Source organism: Streptomyces sp. NPDC020742 (assembly GCF_040641675.1).
Classification (GTDB): domain Bacteria; phylum Actinomycetota; class Actinomycetes; order Streptomycetales; family Streptomycetaceae; genus Streptomyces.
Window position 1 is genome coordinate 95,088 of the sequence record NZ_JBFAEA010000002.1, and the last position, 18,693, is coordinate 113,780.

Annotated in this window: 7 protein-coding genes; 2 read left to right on the forward strand and 5 right to left on the reverse strand. The window is 73.3% G+C overall.

The window, feature by feature from the left end:
• Positions 1 to 23 precede the first annotated feature (23 nt).
• The gene (locus tag AB0G84_RS04485) at positions 24 to 9,659 is read right to left on the reverse strand and encodes an Ig-like domain repeat protein (protein WP_361315383.1); all 9,636 of its coding nucleotides are present in this window, start codon (positions 9,657 to 9,659) and stop codon (positions 24 to 26) included.
• Between the two features lie 713 nt (positions 9,660 to 10,372).
• Here AB0G84_RS04485 and AB0G84_RS04490 point away from each other — a divergent pair.
• Positions 10,373 to 11,989, forward strand: coding sequence for a phospholipase D-like domain-containing protein (locus AB0G84_RS04490; RefSeq protein WP_361315385.1), 1,617 nt, complete (start codon positions 10,373 to 10,375; stop codon positions 11,987 to 11,989).
• 160 nt (positions 11,990 to 12,149) lie between these two features.
• Here AB0G84_RS04490 and AB0G84_RS04495 read toward each other — a convergent pair whose 3' ends face one another.
• Complete coding sequence (locus tag AB0G84_RS04495; RefSeq protein ID WP_361315388.1) at positions 12,150 to 12,656, reverse strand: DinB family protein; 507 nt, start codon at positions 12,654 to 12,656, stop codon at positions 12,150 to 12,152.
• A gap of 110 nt (positions 12,657 to 12,766) precedes the next feature.
• On the opposite strand from AB0G84_RS04495, the gene AB0G84_RS04500 reads away from it, so the two are divergent.
• On the forward strand, positions 12,767 to 13,597 hold the full coding sequence (locus tag AB0G84_RS04500; protein ID WP_361315390.1) for a glycoside hydrolase family 16 protein: 831 nt from the start codon (positions 12,767 to 12,769) through the stop codon (positions 13,595 to 13,597).
• 66 nt (positions 13,598 to 13,663) lie between these two features.
• Here AB0G84_RS04500 and AB0G84_RS04505 read toward each other — a convergent pair whose 3' ends face one another.
• Genes AB0G84_RS04505 through AB0G84_RS04515 form a run of 3 tightly spaced genes read right to left on the reverse strand, consistent with a single transcriptional unit; the run spans position 13,664 to position 18,691 of the window.
• Positions 13,664 to 14,488, reverse strand: a complete 825-nt coding sequence (locus tag AB0G84_RS04505) for a polysaccharide deacetylase family protein (RefSeq protein WP_361315392.1) — start codon at positions 14,486 to 14,488, stop codon at positions 13,664 to 13,666.
• 46 nt (positions 14,489 to 14,534) lie between these two features.
• Positions 14,535 to 17,360 carry a glycosyltransferase family 2 protein gene (locus AB0G84_RS04510; protein ID WP_361315395.1) on the reverse strand — a complete coding sequence of 942 codons (2,826 nt, stop codon included), beginning with the start codon at positions 17,358 to 17,360 and terminating at the stop codon, positions 14,535 to 14,537.
• Positions 17,357 to 18,691, reverse strand: a complete 1,335-nt coding sequence (locus AB0G84_RS04515; protein ID WP_361315398.1) for a hypothetical protein — start codon at positions 18,689 to 18,691, stop codon at positions 17,357 to 17,359. The genes AB0G84_RS04510 and AB0G84_RS04515 overlap by 4 nt, the downstream gene beginning before the upstream one ends.
• Positions 18,692 to 18,693: the final 2 nt, after the last annotated feature.

Sequence of the window (18,693 nt, forward strand, 5' to 3'; positions counted from 1 at the left end):
GGCCGATGGACCGGCGCGGTGCCTCAGTTGTTGACCGTCTGGGTGGTGGTCCCGCTGGACGGGGCGAAGCTGACGTCGCCGTTGTAGTTGCCGGTGACGAGGTGGGTTCCCTTGGGCAGGGGGCTGAACTGCGCGCTGGCGCGGCCGTTGACCAGGGACACGGTCTGGGGGGTGCGGCCGGCGATGGCGAGGGTGACGGTCCCGGTGGGAGTGCCCGTTCCGGGGGCCACCGCGGACACCGTCGCGGTCACGGTCACCGGGTCACCCGTCGTCGAGGGGTTCGGAGTGGACACCACGACCGTGGAGGTGGTCGCCCGGTTGAGGGTCTGGGTGTCGGTGCCGCTGGACGCCGCGAAGCTGTCGTTCCCGCCGTAGGAGGCGGAGATGGTGAACGGACTGCCCGTGGTGCTGGTGTAGGTGTGGGTGACGGTCGCGACGCCGCCGGACACCGGCGCGGTGACGGAGCCGGTCCCGTCGCCGAAGGTGAAGGTGACGATCCCGGTGGGCGTACCGGACGCGGTGGAGACCGTCGCCCGGATGGTGACCGACTGGCCGGACACGGAGGGGTCCGGGGTCGAGGTCACCGTGGTGGTGGTCGGGGACTTGCTGAGGGTCTGGGTGTCGGCGCCGGTGGAGGCGGTGAAGTTGGTGTCCCCGTTGTAGGTGGCGGTGATCGGGAACGGGCTGCCGGTGCGGGTGGTCCAGGTGTGGGTGGTGGTGGCGGTGCCGCCGAACAGGGTGGCTGTGACCGAGCCGGTGCCGTCGCCGAAGGTGAAGGTGACGGTGCCGGTGGGGGTGCCCGCGCCGGGTGCCTGGGCGGCGACCGTGGCGGTGAGGGTGACGCTCTGGCCGACGGCCGAGGGGTCGGGGGAGGAGACCACGGTCGTCGTGGTGGCGGCCTTGTTGACCGTCTGGGTGTCGGTGCCGCTCGACGCCGCGTAGTTGGTGTCCCCGTTGTAGCTGGCCGTGGCGGTGTACGGGCTGCCGGAGGTCCCGGTGTAGGTGTGGGTGAGGGTGGCGGTGCCGCCGGCGAGGGTGGCCGTGGCGGGTCCCGTCCCGTCGCCGAAGTTGAGGGCCACGGTGCCGGTGGGGGTGCCCGTGCCGGGTGCCTGGGCGGCGACCGTGACCGTGAAGGTGACGCTCTGGCCGGTGGCGGAGGGGTCGGGGACGGAGGTCACCGTGGTCGTGGTGGCGGCCTTGTTGATGGTCTGCGTGTCGGTGCCGCTGGAGGCGGTGAAGTCGGTGTCCCCGCTGTAGGTGGCCGTCAGGGCGAACGGGCTCCCGGACCGGGTCGCCCAGGTGTGGGTGACGGTGGCGACGCCGCCGGACAGGGGGGCCGTGGCCGAGCCGGTGCCGTCGCCGAAGGTGAAGGTGACGGTGCCGCTGGGGGTGCCGGCTCCGGGGGAGACCGGTGCCACGGTGGCGGTGAGGGTGATGGGCTGGCCTACCAGGCCGGCGTCGGGGGCGGAGACCAGGGTGGTCGTGGTGGCAGCCTTGCCGACGGTCTGGGTGTCAGTGCCGTGGGACGTCGTGTAGTTGGTGTCTCCGCCGTAGGCCGCGGTGAGGGTGTACGGGCTGCCGGAGGCCCCGGTGTAGGTGTGGGTGACGGTGGCGGTGCCGCCGGCGAGGGTGGCCGTGGCGGGGGCCGTCCCGTCGCCGAAGTCGAAGGTGACGGTGCCGGTGGGGGTGCCCGCGCCAGGCGCGACGGCGGCGACCGTGGCGGTGAGGGTGGTGGGTTGGCCGGCCACCGTGGGGTCGGGGGAGGAGACCACGGCGGTGGTGGTCGCGGCCTTGCTGACGCCCTGGCTGTCGGTGCCGTTCGACGTCGTGTAGTTGGTGTCTCCGTTGTAGGTGCCGGTGAGGGCGTACGGACTGCCCGAGGCGCTGGTGTAGGTGTGGCTGGTGGTGGCAAGGCCGTTGCTGAGCGGCGCGGTCACCGTGGCACTGCCGTCACCGAAGTCGAAGGTGACGGTGCCGGTGGGGGTGCCCGCCCCGGGAGCCTGGGCGGCGACCGTGGCGGTGACGGTGGTGGGTTGGCCGACCACCGTGGGGTCGGGGGAGGAGACCACGGCGGTGGTGGTGGCGGCCTTGCCGACGGACTGGGTGTCGGTGCCGCTCGATGCGGTGAAGCTGGCGTCCCCGTCGTAGCCCGCGGTCGCGGTGTACGGCCCGCCCGCGTTGGTGTACGCGTGGGTGACCCGGGCGACCCCGCCGGAGAGGGGGGCCGTGGTGGGTCCCGTCCCGTCGCCGAAGTCGAAGGTGACGGTGCCGGTCGGCACCCCGGCCCCCGGACCGACCGGTGCCACCGTCGCGGTGAGCGTCACCGGCTGGCCGGCCACCGACGGGTCCGGGGTGGTGACCAGCGTGGTGACGGTCGCCGCCGGCAGGACGGTGTGGGTGTCGGTGCCCGAGGAGGAGCTGAAGTTGGCGTCCCCGCTGTAGTGGGCGGTGACGGTGTAGGGGCTGCCAGTCGCGCGGGTGTAGGTGTGCGCGACGGTCACCACACCGCCGGCGAGCGGCGCCGTGATGGCCGCCGTACCGTCCCCGAAGTCGAAGGTCACGGTGCCGGTGGGCACCCCGGGGCCGGGCGGCGTGGGGGCCACGGTCGCGGTGAAGGTCACCGGCTGGCCGGTCACCGTGGGGTCGGGCGAGGAGACCACCGTCGTCGACGTGGTGGCGACGCTGGCCGTCACGGTGTGCGGGGTGGTGGCGGTGGCGGTGGTGAAGTCGGCGTCCCCGCTGTAGGTCGCGGTGACCGGGTACGGGCTGCCCGCCGTGGTCGCATAGGTGTGGTCGACCGTCGCGACCCCGCCCAGGACCGGTGCGGTGACCGGCGCGGTGCCGTCGCCGAAGTCGAAGGTGACCGTCCCGGTGGGGGTGCCCGCGCCCGGAGGAACCGCGGAGATCCGCGCGGTGAAGGTGACGTTCTGCCCGGTGGCGGACGGCTCCGGGGAGGAGAACAGCGCCATCGCGGCGGTGACCGGGCCCACGGTCTGGGTGTCGGTGCCGGTGGACGGGCCGAAGTCGCCGTCGCCGTGGTAGGAGGCGGTGAGCGTGGAGGGGCTGCCGCCCGTCGTGGTCCAGGTGTGGCCGGTGGCCGCGGTGCCGTTGGTCAGCGGCACGGTGACCGAGGCGGTGCCGTCGCCGAAGTCGAAGGTGACGGTGCCGGTGGGGGTGCCCGCCCCCGGGGCGATGGGCGCCACGGTGGCGGTGAGACCGACGGACTGGCCCGGCACCGAGGGATCGGGGGAGGAGGCGAGGACGGTCGTGGTCGCCGCGGCGGTGACGGTCTGGGCGTCGGTCCCCGTGGAGGAGGCGAACCCCGCATCCCCGCAGTAGGTGGCAGTGAGGGTATAGGGGCTGCCGGCGGTGGTGGTCCAGGTGTGGGGGGCGGTGGCGGTGCCGTCCGTCAGGGGCGCCGCCACCGGTGCGCAGCCGTCGCCGAAGTCGAAGGTCACGGTGCCGGTCGGCGTCCCGGCGCCCGGTGCCGCCGCCGCGACCGTGGCGGTCACGGTCACCGGCTGCCCGGTCACCGACGGGTCGGGTGAGGAGCCGACCACCGTCGTCGTCAACGCCGGCTGCACGGTGTGGGTTTCGGACCCCACGGAGGCGATGAAGTCGTCGTCGCCGCTGTAGCCGGCGGTGACCGTGTACGGGCCGGCCGCCCCCGTGAAGGCGTGCACGGCCGTCGCCAGGCCCTGGGTCACGGTCGCGACGACCGGTGCGGTGCCGTCGCCGAAGTCGAAGGTCACCGTCCCGGTCGGGGTGCCGTCCGCCGGAGCGCCCGGCGCCACCCGTGCGAAGAGCGTCACCTGCTGGCCCGTCACCGACGGCTCCGGCAGGTCGCTAATGGTGGTGGTGCTCGCGCCCGGGCCGACGGTCTGGGTGGTGGCGCTGCTGGAGGGGGTGAAGTCGGTGTCGCCGTGGTACGTGGCGGTGAAGGTGTAGGGGCTGCCGGCGGTGCCGGTCCAGGCGTGGGTGGTGGTGGCGGTGCCGTCCGTCAAGGGGGCGGTGACCGAGGGGGTGCCGTCGCCGAAGTCGAAGGTGACGGTGCCGGTCGGGATTCCGCTCCCGGGGGTGACCGCGGCGACCGTCGCGCTGAGCGTGACGGGCTGGCCGGGCACCGCGGGGTCCGGGGTGGAGGTGACGGAGGTGGTGCTCGCGGACGCGGTGACGGTGTGCGCGTCGGTGGCCGTGGTGGGGGCGAAGTCGGCGTCCCCGCCGTAGGTCGCGGTGACCAGGTACGGGCTGCCGGCGGTGCCGGCCCAGGCGTGGGTGACGGTCGCCGCACCGCCGACGAGCGGCACCGCGACCGGTGCCGTACCGTCGCCGAAGTCCACGGTGACGGTGCCGGTCGGGGTGCCGGCGCCCGGTGCGGTCGCGGTGACCGTCGCGGTCACGGTCACCGGCTGGCCCGACACCGAGGCATCGGGCGACACCGTGAGCACCACACCGGACGTCGCCCGGGCCACGGAGTGGTCGGCGGTGCCGGTGGAGGCGGTGAAGTCGGCGTCCCCGCCGTACGACGCGGTGAGGGTGTAGGGGCTGCCTGCGGTGCCGGCGAAGGCGTGCCCGGCGGTGGCCACCCCGGCCACCACGGCCGCGACGACCGGGTCGGTGCCGTCACCGAAGTCGAACGTCATGGTGCCCGTGGGCAACCCGGCGCCCGGCTCCACCGGCGTCACGGTCGCGGTGAAGGCGACCGGCTGGCCGGCGACGGACGGTTCCGGAACGTCGGCCACCGAGGTCGTGGTCGCGGCCGGCAGCACCGTCTGGGCGGTGGTGGCCACCGCGGTGGTGAAGTCGCCGCTGCCGTTGTAGACGGCGCTGATCGCGTACGGGCTGCCGAGGCTGGTGGTGTAGGCGTGGGTGAGCAGCGCGGCGCCGCCGGCCAGCGGCACGGTGGCCGGGGCCGTGCCGTCGCCGAAGTCGACGGTGACCGTGCCGGTCGGCACCCCCGCTCCTGGCGGCACCGCCGCGGCCGTCACCGACACGGTCACCGGCTCGCCCACCACCGACGGGCCCTGACCGGCCGTCACCGTGAGGGCGGTCGCGGTCGGGACCACGGTCTGGGACGTGGTGTTCGTCGAGGCGCTGTAGTCGGCGTCGCCGTTGTAGGAGATCGTGACGGTGTAGGGGCTGCCGCTGGTGGTGGTGTACGCGTGCACCACGGTCGCCAGCCCCGCCACCGCGTCGGTGGTGACGGTGGGGGTGCCGTCTCCGAAGTCGAAGGTGACCGTGCCGGTCGGCTCGCCCGTCGTCGTGGTCACCGTCGCGATCGCCGCGGTGATCGTCACCGGCTGGCCGACCGAGGACGGCTGCGGCGAGGCGACCACGGTGGTGGTGGTCGCCGCCGGGTTCACCGCCTGGGTGTCGGTGTCCGAGGAACCGGTGACGTTCGCGTCCCCGCTGTAGGTGGCGGTGACGGTGTAGGGGCTGCCGGCGGTGCCGGTGTACGCATGGACGGCGATCGCGGTCCCGGCGGTGACAGGGGCCAGCACGCTCGCCGAGCCGTCGCCGAAGTCCAGGGTGACGTACCCGGTGGGGGTGCCGGCACCGGCCGCGGTGGACGCCACGGTCGTCGTGAAGGTGACCGGTTCGCCGGTCTCCGAGGGGTCCGGTGCGGAGACCACCGTCGTCGTCGAACCGGCCTGGCCGACCGTCTGGGTGTCCAGCCCGGACGACCCCGCGAAGTCCCCGTCGCCGCTGTAGACCGCGGTCACCGAGTAGCCACCGGCGGCGCTGTAGGTGTGGGAGGCCGTCGCCGCGCCGCCGGTCAGCGGCACCGTGACCGTCGGGGAGCCGTCGCCGAACTCGAAGGTGAGGGTGCCGGTCGGGGTGCCCGAGGCGGGCGGGACGGCCGCGACCGTCGCGGTGAAGGTCACCGCCCCGCCGACGACGGACGGGTCGGGCGTGGAGCTCACCGTCGTCGCGGTGGTGGACACGCTCACCGCCACGGTCTGTACGGTCGTTCCGACGGACGCCGCGAAGTCCCCGTCCCCGGCATAGGTCGCGGTGACGGTGTACGGGCTGCCCGCAGTGCTGGTCCAGGCGTGGGTGACGGTCGCCAGGTTGGCGGAGACCGGTGCGGTGACGGTCGGGGAGCCGTCGCCGAAGTCGAAGGTGACCGTCCCCGTCGGGGCGCCGGCACCCGGCGGAACGGGCGTCACCCGCGCGATCAGCGTCACGGTCTGGCCCACCGCCGAGGGCCCGGCCGACGAGGTCACCGTGGTGGTGGTCGCGGCCGGTGCGACGGTGTGCACGATGGTGTCGTCGGACGGGGCGAAGTCGCCGTCCCCGCTGTAGTGGGCGGTGATGGTGTAGGGGCTGCCGGAGGCGCTGGTGTAGGCGTGGGTGACGGTGGCCGAGCCGCCGACGAGCCGGGCGGTCAGGACCGGGCTGCCGTCGCCGAAGTCGAAGGTCGCCTCGCCCGTCGGGATGCCGGCCCCGGGGGCCACCGGTGTCACGGTGACCGTCACCGCCTCGCCGGTCACCGAGGGGTCGGGCGCCGCGCTGACCGTGGTGACGGTTGCCGCCTGCTCCACACTGTGCAGTGAACTACCGCTGGAATCGGTGAAGTTGGTGTCCCCGCTGTAGGTGACGGTGACCGCGTACGGGCTCTGTGCGGCGTTGGTGTAGGCGTGGCTGGTGCCCGCGGCGCCGTCGGTGAGGGGGACGCTGACCGGCGCCGTGCCGTCGCCGAAGTCGAAGGTGACGGTGCCGGTCGGAGTGACCGAGGACGACGGGACGCCGTCCACGCTGGCGCTGAAGGTGACCGACTGTCCGGTCACCGAGGGGGACGGCGTGGTGCTCACCGTTGTCATCGAGACGGCCTTGGTGACCACCTGACTGTCCGCCCCGGCCGAGGGGTTGAAGTTGTCGTCGCCGCTGTACGTCGCGGCGACCGTGTACGGGCTGTTGGACACGTCCGGATTGGTGTGACTGACGACCGCCGTGCCGCCCTGGACCGGTACCGTGACGGGCGGGCTGTCATCGCTGAACTCGAAGGTCACGGTACCGGTCGGGGAGCCGTCGGCCGGCGCCTCCGGGGAGATCCTCGCGACGAAGGTCGTCGACTGCCCCACCGTGGCGGGGTCGGGCGTGGAGGTCAGGTCGGTGCTGGTGTCGGCCGGCTGGACGGTCTGGGCCCCGGTGTCGGCGGACGCGGTGAAGTCGGCGTCGCCGTTGTAGGTGGCGGTGACCGCGTAGGGGGTTTCGGCCGCGTCGGTGTAGACGTGGGTGGTCTCGGCGGTGCCGTCGGTGAGGGGCGCGGTGATGGCGGGGGTGCCGTCGCCGAAGTCGAAGGTGACGGTGCCGGTGGGGGCGCCCGCGCCGGGCGGGATGGCGGTGACCGTCGCGTCGAAGGTCACCGGCTCGCCCACCGTGGCGGGGTCGGGCGCGGAGACCAGGGCGGTGGTGGTGCCGGCCGGCTGCACGGTCTGGGTGGTGGTCCCAACGGACGGGATGATGTCGGCGTCGCCGCTGTAGGTGACGGTGACCGTGTACGGGCTCTGCGCCGCGCCGGTGTAGGTGTGCGAGGTGGCGGCCGCTCCGCCGGTGAGGGGGATGGTGACCGGCGCCGTGCCGTCGCCGAAGTCGAAGGTGACGGTGCCGGAGGGGGTGCCGGCTGCGGGCGGGACGGCGGTGACCGTCGCGCTGAAGGTCACCGGCTCGCCCACCGCCGAGGGGACGGGCGCCGAGGTGACGGCCGTCGTGGACGAGGCCTGACCGACCGTCAGCGTGGCCGTCCCCGTCGAGGAGGTGATGTTCCCGTCACCGTTGTAGGTGGCGGTGACGGTGTACGGGGTTTCGGCGGTGTCGGCGTAGGCGTGGTCCACGGCCGCCACCCCGCCCACCAGCGGGGCGGTCACGGTGGGGGTGCCGTCGCCGAAGTCGAAGGTGACGGTGCCGGTGGGGGTGCCCGCGCCGGGCAGGATGGCGGTGACCGTCGCGGTGACGGTCACCGGCTCGCCGGCCACGGAGGGGTTCGGCGCCAGGCCCACATCGGTGGCGGAGGTGGCCTGTTGGACGGTCTGGGTGTCGGTGCCCGTCGAGGCGGTGAAGTTGCCGTCACCGCTGTAGGCGGCGGTGATCGGGTAGGGGTCCTCGGCGGCGTCGGTGTAGGCGTGGCCCACCGTTGCGGCACCACCCGTCAACGGGGCGGTGACGGTGGCGGTGCCGTCGCCGAAGTCGAAGGTCACCGTGCCGGTCGGCGCCCCGTCGCCCGGTGGCACGGGGGCGACCCGCGCGACGAGGGTGACGGCCTGCCCGGCCAGCGACGGATCGGGGGAGGACTGCACGGTGGTGGTGGTCGAGGCGGCCTCGACGGTCTGGGTGTCCGTTCCGCTGGACGGGGTGAAGAAGGTGTCGCCGGCATAGGTGACGGTGACCTCGTAGGGGGTATCCGACGGAGCGGTGTAGACGTGGCTGACCGTCGCCGTGCCGTTCGTGAGGGCCGCCGGCACCGGGGCCGAGCCGTCACCGAAGTCGAAGGTGACGGTGCCGGACGGGGTGCCGGTCGTCGGCGGAACCCCCGTCACCACGGCCGTGAAGGCCACCGCTTCACCGACCGCGGAGGGGTCCGGCGCGGAGCTGACGGCCGTCTGTGTAGCCGCCTGGTAGCCGAAGCCGCCGGTCACGGTCACACTGCCGCCCGGGGTGGTGATGACCAGGTCGGCCGGACCCGGCGTCCCAGGAGGCGTCACCACCAGCAGCAGGGTGTCGGAGTACGCCCGGAAGGACACCGCGGGCAGACCGCCGACGGTGACGGCGGTGACCCGGCTGAGGCCGGTGCCGCTCACCACCAGGGTGGTGCCGCCCGCGATCGGACCGGTGGCCGGGCTCACCCCGGTCACCGACGGCGCCGCGGCATAGGTGTAGAGCAGCTGGTTGCTCACCCCGCCGAGGGTGGTGACGTAGACCGGGACGGTACCGGGTCCCGTGACGGGCGGAGCGGTCACCAGCAGCTGCCGGTCGGAGACCGCGGTGGGGAAGGCGACGGCGTTGCCGAAGTGCACCAGCAGCGCGGTGCTCAGGTTGGCGCCGACGAGTTCGACGACATTGCCTCCGCCGACCGGGCCGGCGGACGGGATGAGCCGCGACAGGCTGGGCCAGTACAGGTAGTAGAAGGAGCCGATGCGGGCGGTGCCGCCGGGGGTGGTGACGGTGACCGGGACCGCGCCGGTGCCCGAGGGGGTCACCGCGATGATGGTCCGGTCGTCGAGGACGGAGAAGCTCGCCGCCGGCCGGGACCCGAAGCGCACGGCGGTGGCGCCGCTGAAGTTGCGGCCGATGATGGTCACCAGGGTGCCGCCGCTATACGAGCCCTGGTCGGGGAAGACCCCCGACAGGCCCAGCAGCGTGGGCCCGTCGGTGAGGCCGGCCGGGTCGGTCAGCCGCAGCCCGGAGGTGAGGGACGGCCGGTGCAGCAGGCCGGGCAGGGCATCCAGCAGCGTGCCGCTGTCGAGCGCCCTCGGCAGGTCGGGGCCGTCCGCCGCGGTGCAGACCACCAGGCCGTCGGCGGCTCCCCGCGCCACGAGCGGGACCGGAGCGGTGAGGGTGCGGACGATCTTGCGGGACGCCGGGTCGATGACGGCGAAGCAGTTCCCGTCGCGGTCGGTGAGCAGAAAGGGCCCGCTGGGGCGTTCCGGTGTCAGCATGAGACCGTCCTCGCGTGCGTCGTCCCGGAGTTGACCGCACCGAGGGCACCTGCGGCGGGCCGCACCGGGGGAGGTGCGAAGGGCCACGCGGGGAGCGGGTGCCGTCTCGCTACCGCGGCGCGGCGCAGGCCGGTGAGGTACACGGGGCGGACCGGACGGACAGCATCCATGACGGCTCCAGACCAGCTCTCGGGCCTGGCCGCACCGTTCTGCGCGCGTAGGGGCGCCGACACGGCCGTTACCTGCATGCCTCAACGGAGGAGCGGGCTCGGGCGCCGCGTCACCACGATGCTCCGAAACTGGCAGGACGCCGTCAGCTCCCCCGGAAAGGATGGGCGGCCCACCGGAATCGGACGGACTCAGTAACCCATTCCGGTGAGGCGCAAGGCAACATTCTGACCGCGAGGTCACCCGAAAGGACCAGCTGTGCGGTGGCGTGTCCCTTTCCCCAACGGCATGTCCCTTTCCCCGACCGCGTCCCTGCGTGGCGTGCCCCGTCCCTCGACCGCACCCCTGCGCGCTGTCCGACAGGGGCCGTGCCGGCCGCCAACGGGCCCTGCGCGCAGTCCCGTTCGCGGTGTGAGGCAGAACTCATAGTGAAGATCGTCTTCCGGGCGGGGAAGGGTGCGGGCCGGCGGTACCTTCTGGTGGCAACCGGAGCCGGGCCGGCCGTCGCCGCCCGGCTCGCGTCGTCACCCTCAGAAGGAAAGCTCTTGGCACCTCACCGGCTCCGCCGCCTGATACCGGCGTCCGTCGCGCTGACCACCGTGTGCGCGGCCCTGCCGACGTCTTCGGCGTACGCGGCGGACACACCCCCCACACCCCATCTGGACGCCATCGAACGGTCGTTGCGGGAGACCTCGCCCGGCCTGGAAGGGTCGGTGTGGCAGCGCACCGACGGCAACCGGCTCGACGCCCCGACGGACGACCCGGCCGGCTGGCTGCTGCAGACCCCCGGCTGTTGGGGCGACGCCGGCTGCAAGGACCGCGCCGGGACCCGGCGGCTGCTCGACAAGATGAGCCGCAACGTCGCCGCCGCGCGGGACACCGTGGACGTCTCCTCGCTGGCGCCGTTCCCCAACGGCGGGTTCGAGGACGCCCTCGTCGCCGGCCTCAAGGCGTCCGTCGCGGCCGGTCACACGCCCCGGGTGCGGATCCTGGTCGGCGCCGCCCCGATCTACCACCTGAACGTGCTGCCCTCCCGCTACCGGGACGACCTGCTCGGCAAGCTCGGCCCGGCGGCCGACAAGGTCACCCTGAACGTCGCGTCGATGACCACGTCCAAGACGTCGCTGTCCTGGAACCACTCCAAGCTCCTGGTGGTCGACGGAAAGACGGTCGTCACCGGCGGGATCAACGGCTGGAAGGACGACTACCTCGACACCACCCACCCGGTGTCGGACGTGGACATGGCGCTCACCGGGCCGGCCGCCCGGTCCGCGGGGAACTACCTCGACACGCTGTGGAACTGGACCTGCGAGAACGCCGCCAACCCGGCCAAGGTCTGGCTCGCCACGTCGAACGGCGCCTCCTGCATGCCGGACCTGGAGAAGGAGCAGAGCGCCCGACCCGCTGAACCCACCGGTGACGTACCGGTCATCGCGGTCGGCGGGCTCGGCGTGGGCATCAGGGAGTCCGACCCCTCCTCGCCGTACCGGCCGAACCTGCCCAGCGCCCCGGACACCAAGTGCACCGTGGGGCTGCACGACAACACCAACGGCGACCGCGACTACGACACGGTCAACCCCGAGGAGAACGCGCTGCGTGCGCTCATCGGGAGCGCCCGGAGCCACATCGAGATCTCCCAGCAGGACCTCAACGCCACCTGCCCGCCGCTGCCGCGCTACGACATCCGGACCTACGACACGCTCGCGGCGAAGCTGGCCGCCGGGGTGAAGGTCCGCATCGTCGTCAGCGACCCGGCCAACCGCGGTGCGGTCGGCAGCGGGGGTTACTCCCAGATCAAGTCCCTGGACGAGATCAGCGACACCCTCCGCAGCCGCCTGGTCGCCCTCACCGGCGACAACGAGAAGGCGTCCCGGGCGCTGTGCGGCAACCTGCAACTCGCCCCGTTCCGCAGCTCCGAGAGCGGTACCTGGGCCGACGGCAAGCCGTACGCGCTGCACCACAAGCTGGTGTCGGTGGACGACTCGGCGTTCTACATCGGCTCCAAGAACCTCTACCCGGCCTGGCTGCAGGACTTCGGCTACATCGTCGAGAGCCCGGCCGCGGCGAAGCAGCTCAAGTCCGAGCTGCTCGACCCGGAGTGGAAGTACTCCCAGCGGGCGGCGAAGACCCCGGCCGGCTGCTCGGTGCCCCACACGGACTGACCGTCCGGACGGACAGCACGGACTGACCGCACAGACTGACAGTACGGACTGACCGCACCGACCCGGGCGGGAGCGGCGGGCGGCGGGCGACGGCAGCGGCCCGGAGCCGCTCCCGCCCGTGGCTTGCGCTCGTGGTTCCCGCCCGTGGCTCCCGTCCGCCTCAGGCCCCCACCGAACCGTCGATGCCCTCCCGGAGGAGGTCGGCGTGGCCGTTGTGGCGGGCGTACTCGTGGATCAGGTGGTGCATCACCAGGCGGAGCGAGACATGCTCGTCCCAGCGGGGCTGGTAGCCCGTGACGTCGAGGGAGGGGGCGGCCCGCTCGATGCGCCGGGCGTGGGCGACCTCCTCCTGCCAGGCGGCGAAGGCCTCGCTGCCGGTGGCGCCGTCGGCGTCGTAGGCCGCCTGGTAGTCGCCCTCGGGCGACCAGAGCAGCGGGACGTCCTCGTCGTTGATCACCCGGCGGAACCACGTCCGCTCGACCTCCGCCATGTGCCGGACCAGGCCGAGCAGGGAGAGCGTGGACGGCGGCATGGACCGGCGGCGCAGCTCCTCGTCACCGAGGCCCTCGGTCTTCATCGCGAGGGTGGCCCGGTGGAAGTCGAGGAAGGCCCGTAGGGTCTCCCGCTCGCCGGCGCGGACGGGCGGCGGGACGCGTTCGGTGGTCATGGTGTGCGGGGTCCTTGGGGGAGGTGCGGCGAACGGCCGGAAGTAGCGGCCGGTCCGGGGATGGGCGATGCTCTTCGGGAGTGCTCCGGTACGCACCCGGGAGTCTGCCGATGGGATCTTGCCGACTGGCGCGGGCCGCCGCAAGCGGATTTCTGGTGCTCGCGGTGGCCACCGGCTGCGCCGCGCAGGACGGGCGACCGACGCCGCCGCCGCGCCCCTCCGTACCGGGGCACTGGCGGCAGGTCTTCGCGGACGACTTCAGCGGCTCCCGGCTCAACCCCGCCCGCTGGACCACCTGTTACGACTGGAACCGGGGCGGCTGCACCAACCGCGGCAACGACGAGCTGGAGTGGTACCTGCCGGGGCAGGTGTCGGTGGCCGACGGCCGGCTCACCCTGACCGCCCGCCGCCGGGCCACCGAGGGCACCGACGGACGCCGCTACCCATGGACGTCCGGGATGGTCTCCACCGGCCGTGACCACTGGACCGCCCGGCCGCGCCACGTCTTCACCTACGGCTACTTCGAGGCCGCGATGCGGATCCCCCCGCAGAGCGGTATGCTCCCCGCCTTCTGGCTGATGCCGGCCGCCCGGCACACGCCCCCGGAGCTGGACATCGCCGAGGCGCTGGACAGCACCCAGAGCATCGATATGACCGTGCACTGGAAGGGCCCGGACGGCTCCGAGCGCACTGCGGCCGGGAGCTTCGGCCCGGTGGACTTTCCGGCCGGCTACCACGTCTTCGCGCTGAACTGGGAACCGGACGCGCTCACCTGGTACATCGACGGGGAGATCCGCTTCCGGGTGACCGATCCGGCCAAGATCCCGCACGTCCCGATGGAGCTGCTGTTCACCCTCGCGGTGGGCTATCCGACGGTGCCGCCGTCCAGCGTGGACCAGGCGCGGATGTCGGTGGACTGGGTGCGGGTGTGGCAGCACTGACCACCCGGCCGGCGGAGCGGGAGCCGCCCGTACCCGACGGGTGGGGTCACGGGCCGCCGGGCCGGCTCACGGCAGGGTGCCGGGGCCGGGCGGTCCGCCGACCGGGTGGCCGAGCATCGCCCGGGTCCTGCGGTAGAACCGCCAGCCCCGGGTACGCAGCGAATCGGAATGCGCGGCCGAGGGCGCGCCGGCACCACGGGTCCACTGGGTGAACAGCTCCGGACCGGTGTCGGACCGGACCATCAGCCGGGCGATGCGCATCGGGTCGCCGTCGGCCGAGCCGAACGCGTTGCCGACCGAGCAGGCGGAGGTCCAGCCGGCCTCGCGCGCGGTACGGCGGACCGCTGGGCTGGAGTAGCCGTGCGGATAGGCGAAGGAGTACACCGGATGGCTCAGCGCGTCCTCCAGCCGCCGCTTGCTGTCGACGATCTCGTGCCAGACGCGTTGCGCGGGCAGGGTGTCCAGCTGCGGATGGGTGACGGTGTGCCCGCCGATCTCGAAGCCCAGCGCGTCCAGGGTGGCGATCTGACGCCAACTCAGCATGGCAGCGGGCGGCAGCAGGCTCCCGTCGGGGCCGCCGCCGGGTGGATGGACGGCCCCCGTGGTGATGTAGAGCGTCGCCGGCAGGGCGCGTTCGGTGAGCAGGGGCGCCACCGTCCAGTAGAAGTCGGCGAAACCGTCGTCGAAGGTGAGCACCGCGCTGCGGGCCGGCAGCTCCGGACCGCCGCGGATCGCCGCGACCAGCCGGCGCAGCGGCACCAGGGTGAGCCCGGCGTCCGCGATGCGGTCGAGCTGCTCGGCGAAGACCCGCGGGGTGACCGTGAACGGGGCGATCCACGGCGGTGGGTCGGTGTTCACCGAGTGGTAGAGGAAGACGGGAACGACGCTCATGATCGGTCCTTTCGGACCCCCTGCGGTGGAGGTGCCGGGGCTTCCCTCAGGGGTTTCCCGGGGTGCGCTCCGGCAGGATGCGGTAGATGACCGCATCGGCGGTGCGGTGGACGACGGGGAAGTCGCTGCGGTGCGCGACGGCCCGCTTGATGTGCGCGATGGTGCCGGGCGGCAGCGCGCCGGTCGCGGTGACCTGCGCCTCCTGGGCGCGGTTGAGGATCAGGAAGACCGGGCGGGGTGGTCCGGCGCCGGTGAGCACATGCAGTTCGGAGACCGGATCGCGGCTCACCTGCCGCTGGTCGTCGGGCGCCGCCTCGGACAGCCACAGCCGGTCGTGGTACGGGTAGTCGGCGTAGGCGTACGGGAAGTAGTCGGTGGCGCCGACGATCAGGGAGCCCTCCGGGGCGTGCCGGGCGAGCCACTTGGCGGCGACGGTCTCGGACGGGGTGAAGTAGTTGACGTTCTCCTTGCCGAAGTAGGCCAGGGAGAGCGCGGCGAACAGCGTCACGATGACCACCGGGACCGCCGCGGCGCGCAGCCGCCGCAGCGGGCGGCGCAGTCCGCTGCCGTGCGCGGTGGCCAGGAGCGGCGGCAGCAGCAGGGCGGCGGCGCCGAAGGCCGTGGCGGGCAGCGCGAACAGATAGACCCGGAAGATCATCTCGCCGCCGTAGCTGTTGGCCACCGCCCACGGCAGCGGCGCGATGGCCAGCAGCGGGACGGCGGAGTGCCGCACCGTCGGCCGTAGCACCACGGCCAGCGCCGCGAAGAGGAAGACCACCGCGGACAGGATCCGGTCGGCCCAGGCGACCGCGATCTGGCCGGTGGTGGCACCGGCCAGGCCCAGCACTCCGGAGCCGGCGTTGGACTCGGGCTGGGTCAGGCCGGTCAGGATGCTGTGCAGGTTCTGCTCCAGATAGGGACGGGCCGCGGTCAGGTCCCAGGCCAGGGTCAGCGTCAGCGCGGCCAGCAGGACCGGCACCACGACCGCCCGGTTGCGGCGGGGCAGGGCCAGCAGGAGCAGCGAGCCGGTCATCAGCATCGGGGTCAGCGGATGCGAGACGACGATGACGACGATGGCCAGCAGCACCAGCACCGCCCAGCCCAGACTGGGCCGGGCCGGCTTCGGCCCGCCCTTGCGGGGCAGTCGGCGCACCACCGCCGCGATCACGCAGACGTACAGCAGGAACGCGAACGCCTGCGGTGAGAAGTAGTCCTGGCCCACCCAGGAGCAGGCGAAGAACAGGAACACCGCGCCCCAGACCAGCCGCCGGCTGCGGGTGAAGGAGCGGTAGAGCACCACCAGCGGCGCCACCAGCGCCACATTGATCAGCAGCGGGAACCAACTCGCGTAGACCGAGGGGGAGTGCATGCCGGTGTGCTGGACGAACAGGTCGTTGAGCCAGAAGAAGCCGGGCCACCGGGCGTACACCGCCAGCAGGCCGGCCTTGGTGGGCAGGGTGCCGCTGCTCAACAGCACATCGGTGACCGCCACGTGCTTCCAGGCCCAGGAGTAGCGCAGTTCGGGGTAGAGCGCGAGCGGTGTGGCGTGCAGGAAGGTGATCAGTGCCAGGACGTATCCGGCGAAGTGGAAGCCGCGGGTACGGCGGTCGCTGAGCGCGGCACAGACGCCCACGCCGAGCAGCACCAGACCGGTCCAGTAGGTGACCGGCAGGACGTGCACCAGGCCCAGGTCCCCCATCGCGCCGAGGTCGACCTCGCGCAGCGACACCAGCCACAGCACCAGCGCGACCGGCAGCGCGAGGACGGCCAGCGCATGGACGGCGGCGCGGGCCCGGGTGCGCGGTGCGGGCCGGGCGGCGGGCGCCTCGGTGCGGCGCAGCCGGCCGATGGCGTAGCCCAGGGCGGTGGCGGCCACCCCCGTGGCGAGCGCCGGTACCGTGCTCGGCGGGGACTCGCCGCCCGGGCGCAGCCCCTCGGCGACCGCGGCCGGGACGGTGTGCCGCAGATAGGTGCGTTCGCTGGCCAGCGCGGGACCGGAGCCGGAGTGCCGGGTGACGGCCGCCTTGGAGAGGCCTTCGGCGTAGCAGCGGGCGCGGAAGTACCGCCGGGTGGTGCGGGCTGCCGGCACATGGTGGCGGACCGCGGCGGACGGCTCGTACCGCAGGGTGGCACCGGGGTGTGCCGCCGAGATCCGCAGGCACAGTTCGGTCTCCTCACAGCCCAGCGGGCGGGTGCCGATCCGGCCCAGGTCGGTGCGGAAGCCGCCGGCGGCCAGTACCGCGGCGCGTCGGAAGGACATATTGGCGCCGATGAAGTTCCGTATCGGAGCGGCGTGTTGGGGCAGGCCGCGGTACGAGCAGCCGACCACCCAGTCGAACTCCGGCGGGAACCAGCCGGGGCGGCCGGTCTCCCACAGGGGGCGCACCAGCCCGCCGACGCCGAGCACCCGGGGGTCCCGGTAGGCGGCGAGCAGCCGCGCGGTCCAGTCCGGGTCGGCGGCCGCGTCGTCGTCGAGGAAGGCGACCACGTCGCCGTGCGCGGCGCACACACCGGTGTTGCGGCCGCCGGAGAGCCCCTGCGCCTCGGCGTTGGGCAGCACCCGCACGCCGGGCAGCGCCTCCGCGGCGCGCCGGGCCAGTTCGGGGCAGTGGTCGACGACCAGGAGGATCTCGTCGGCCGGGTGGTGCTGGCGCTGCACCGAGCGGACCGCGTCCAGCAGTTGCTCCCAGCGGTCGAGGGTGTAGGCGCAGATGACGACGGCCAGGCTCGGTACGGTGTGCTCGCTCGCGGCGTCCTCCCCAAAGGCGGGGGCTTCCTCGGTGACGGCCGTGGCGCGGCGCCAGGAGACCAGCGCGGAGCGGACGGCCTGTCGCATCCCGGTGCCGTTGTCGCGAAATCCGAGGGCGTTCATCGAGGGCTCCTTGTGGGGGAGGGCAGCCAGCGCGGCAGCGCGATCAGCAGGGGGAGGGCGAGCGCGCATTCGGCCAGCAGCCAGGCGGCACCGACGCCGGTGATCCCGTAGCGGGGGATCAGCCAGACGGTCAGGCCGAGCACCAGGGCGCACAGCGTCGCCTGGAGGGCCACCGCCCAGGCCAGCCGGCGGTGTGCCCTGGCCACGTCGATGGCCACGTTGAGCAGCAGGTTGGGCAGCGCCGACAGGGCCAGCAGCCGCAGCACCCCGGTGGCTTCACGGGCGTACTCGGGGCCGAAGACCGACAGCAGCCAAGGGGCGGTGACCACCAGCAGGACCACGCCGGCGGTCAGCGGCGGGCCGGTGTGCCGCAGCACCCGCCGGCCCAGTGCGCTGACCCGCGCCGGGTCGTGGGCGGACTCCACCAGCAGGGAGCAGCCCATCTGGTACGTCGCCAGGTAGAGCGTGTACGCGATGACCCACGACAGCGAGAAGTAGGCGTTCTGGGCGCCGCCCAGGGTGTCCAGCACGATCAGCGGGATGATGTTGTAGGCGGCCAGCCGGAAGAGGGCGCCGCCGTAGTCGGTGGCGGCGTAGCCCAGCAGCCGGGGCGGCATCTTCCCTTCGGGGTGCGCCCGTTCATGGGCGGGCACCGCCCGCCGCAGCAGGACGTAGTTGGCGACGGTGAGCGAGACGGCCAGCGCACCGGCCCACGACAGCAGGATCCCCGAGGTCAGCGCCCAGGTGGCGGCCAGCGCCAGCACCAGCGTCTTGACGATCGCGAAGATCGCGTTCTCGCCCAGCACCCACTTGGCGCGCCGGACCCCCGTCAGCGCCCCGTCCTGCACGATGAACAGCGCATAGCCCATGGTCCCGGCCACGAAGAACGGGGCGACCAGGGAGTCGCGCAGAAAGCCCAGCCCGGGGGCGACCAGCGGCACCAGGAGGAGGAAGAGTCCGGCGAGGACGCCGGCGCACAGCCCGGCCGCGGTGTAACTGCGCAGCAGCAGCCGCCGGGTGTGCTGGCCGGCCGAGGGCACGAACCGCACCAGCACATCGGCGAGGTTGAGCTGCCCGAACCCGGCGAGCAGGGTCACCGCGGAGATCACCGCGTAGCTGCGGCCGACGGTTTCCGGGCGGTACCAGGACGTGGCGAGCACCCAGTAGAACGCGCCCAGGGCCGCCGTCATCAGTGAACTGGCCACCAATAGGTGCCCGTTGCGCAGCAGCGGTTCGTAGGAGAACAGCGCCTTCAGCCGCCGGCGCAGCACGGCCGTGTAGGGCGCGGCGGGCAGTTCCGCGGTGCTCCAGCGAGCGGTGTGCGAGGTCATGG

What these genes read in the sequence shown, in the direction of transcription:
- AB0G84_RS04485 (WP_361315383.1), bottom strand. Translation starts at nt 9,659, where the DNA reads ATGCTGACACCGGAACGCCCCAGCGGGCCCTTTCTGCTCACCGACCGC.
- AB0G84_RS04495 (WP_361315388.1), bottom strand. Translation starts at nt 12,656, where the DNA reads ATGACCACCGAACGCGTCCCGCCGCCCGTCCGCGCCGGCGAGCGGGAG.
- AB0G84_RS04500 (WP_361315390.1), top strand. Translation starts at nt 12,767, where the DNA reads ATGGGATCTTGCCGACTGGCGCGGGCCGCCGCAAGCGGATTTCTGGTG.
- AB0G84_RS04505 (WP_361315392.1), bottom strand. Translation starts at nt 14,488, where the DNA reads ATGAGCGTCGTTCCCGTCTTCCTCTACCACTCGGTGAACACCGACCCA.
- AB0G84_RS04510 (WP_361315395.1), bottom strand. Translation starts at nt 17,360, where the DNA reads ATGAACGCCCTCGGATTTCGCGACAACGGCACCGGGATGCGACAGGCC.
- AB0G84_RS04515 (WP_361315398.1), bottom strand. Translation starts at nt 18,691, where the DNA reads ATGACCTCGCACACCGCTCGCTGGAGCACCGCGGAACTGCCCGCCGCG.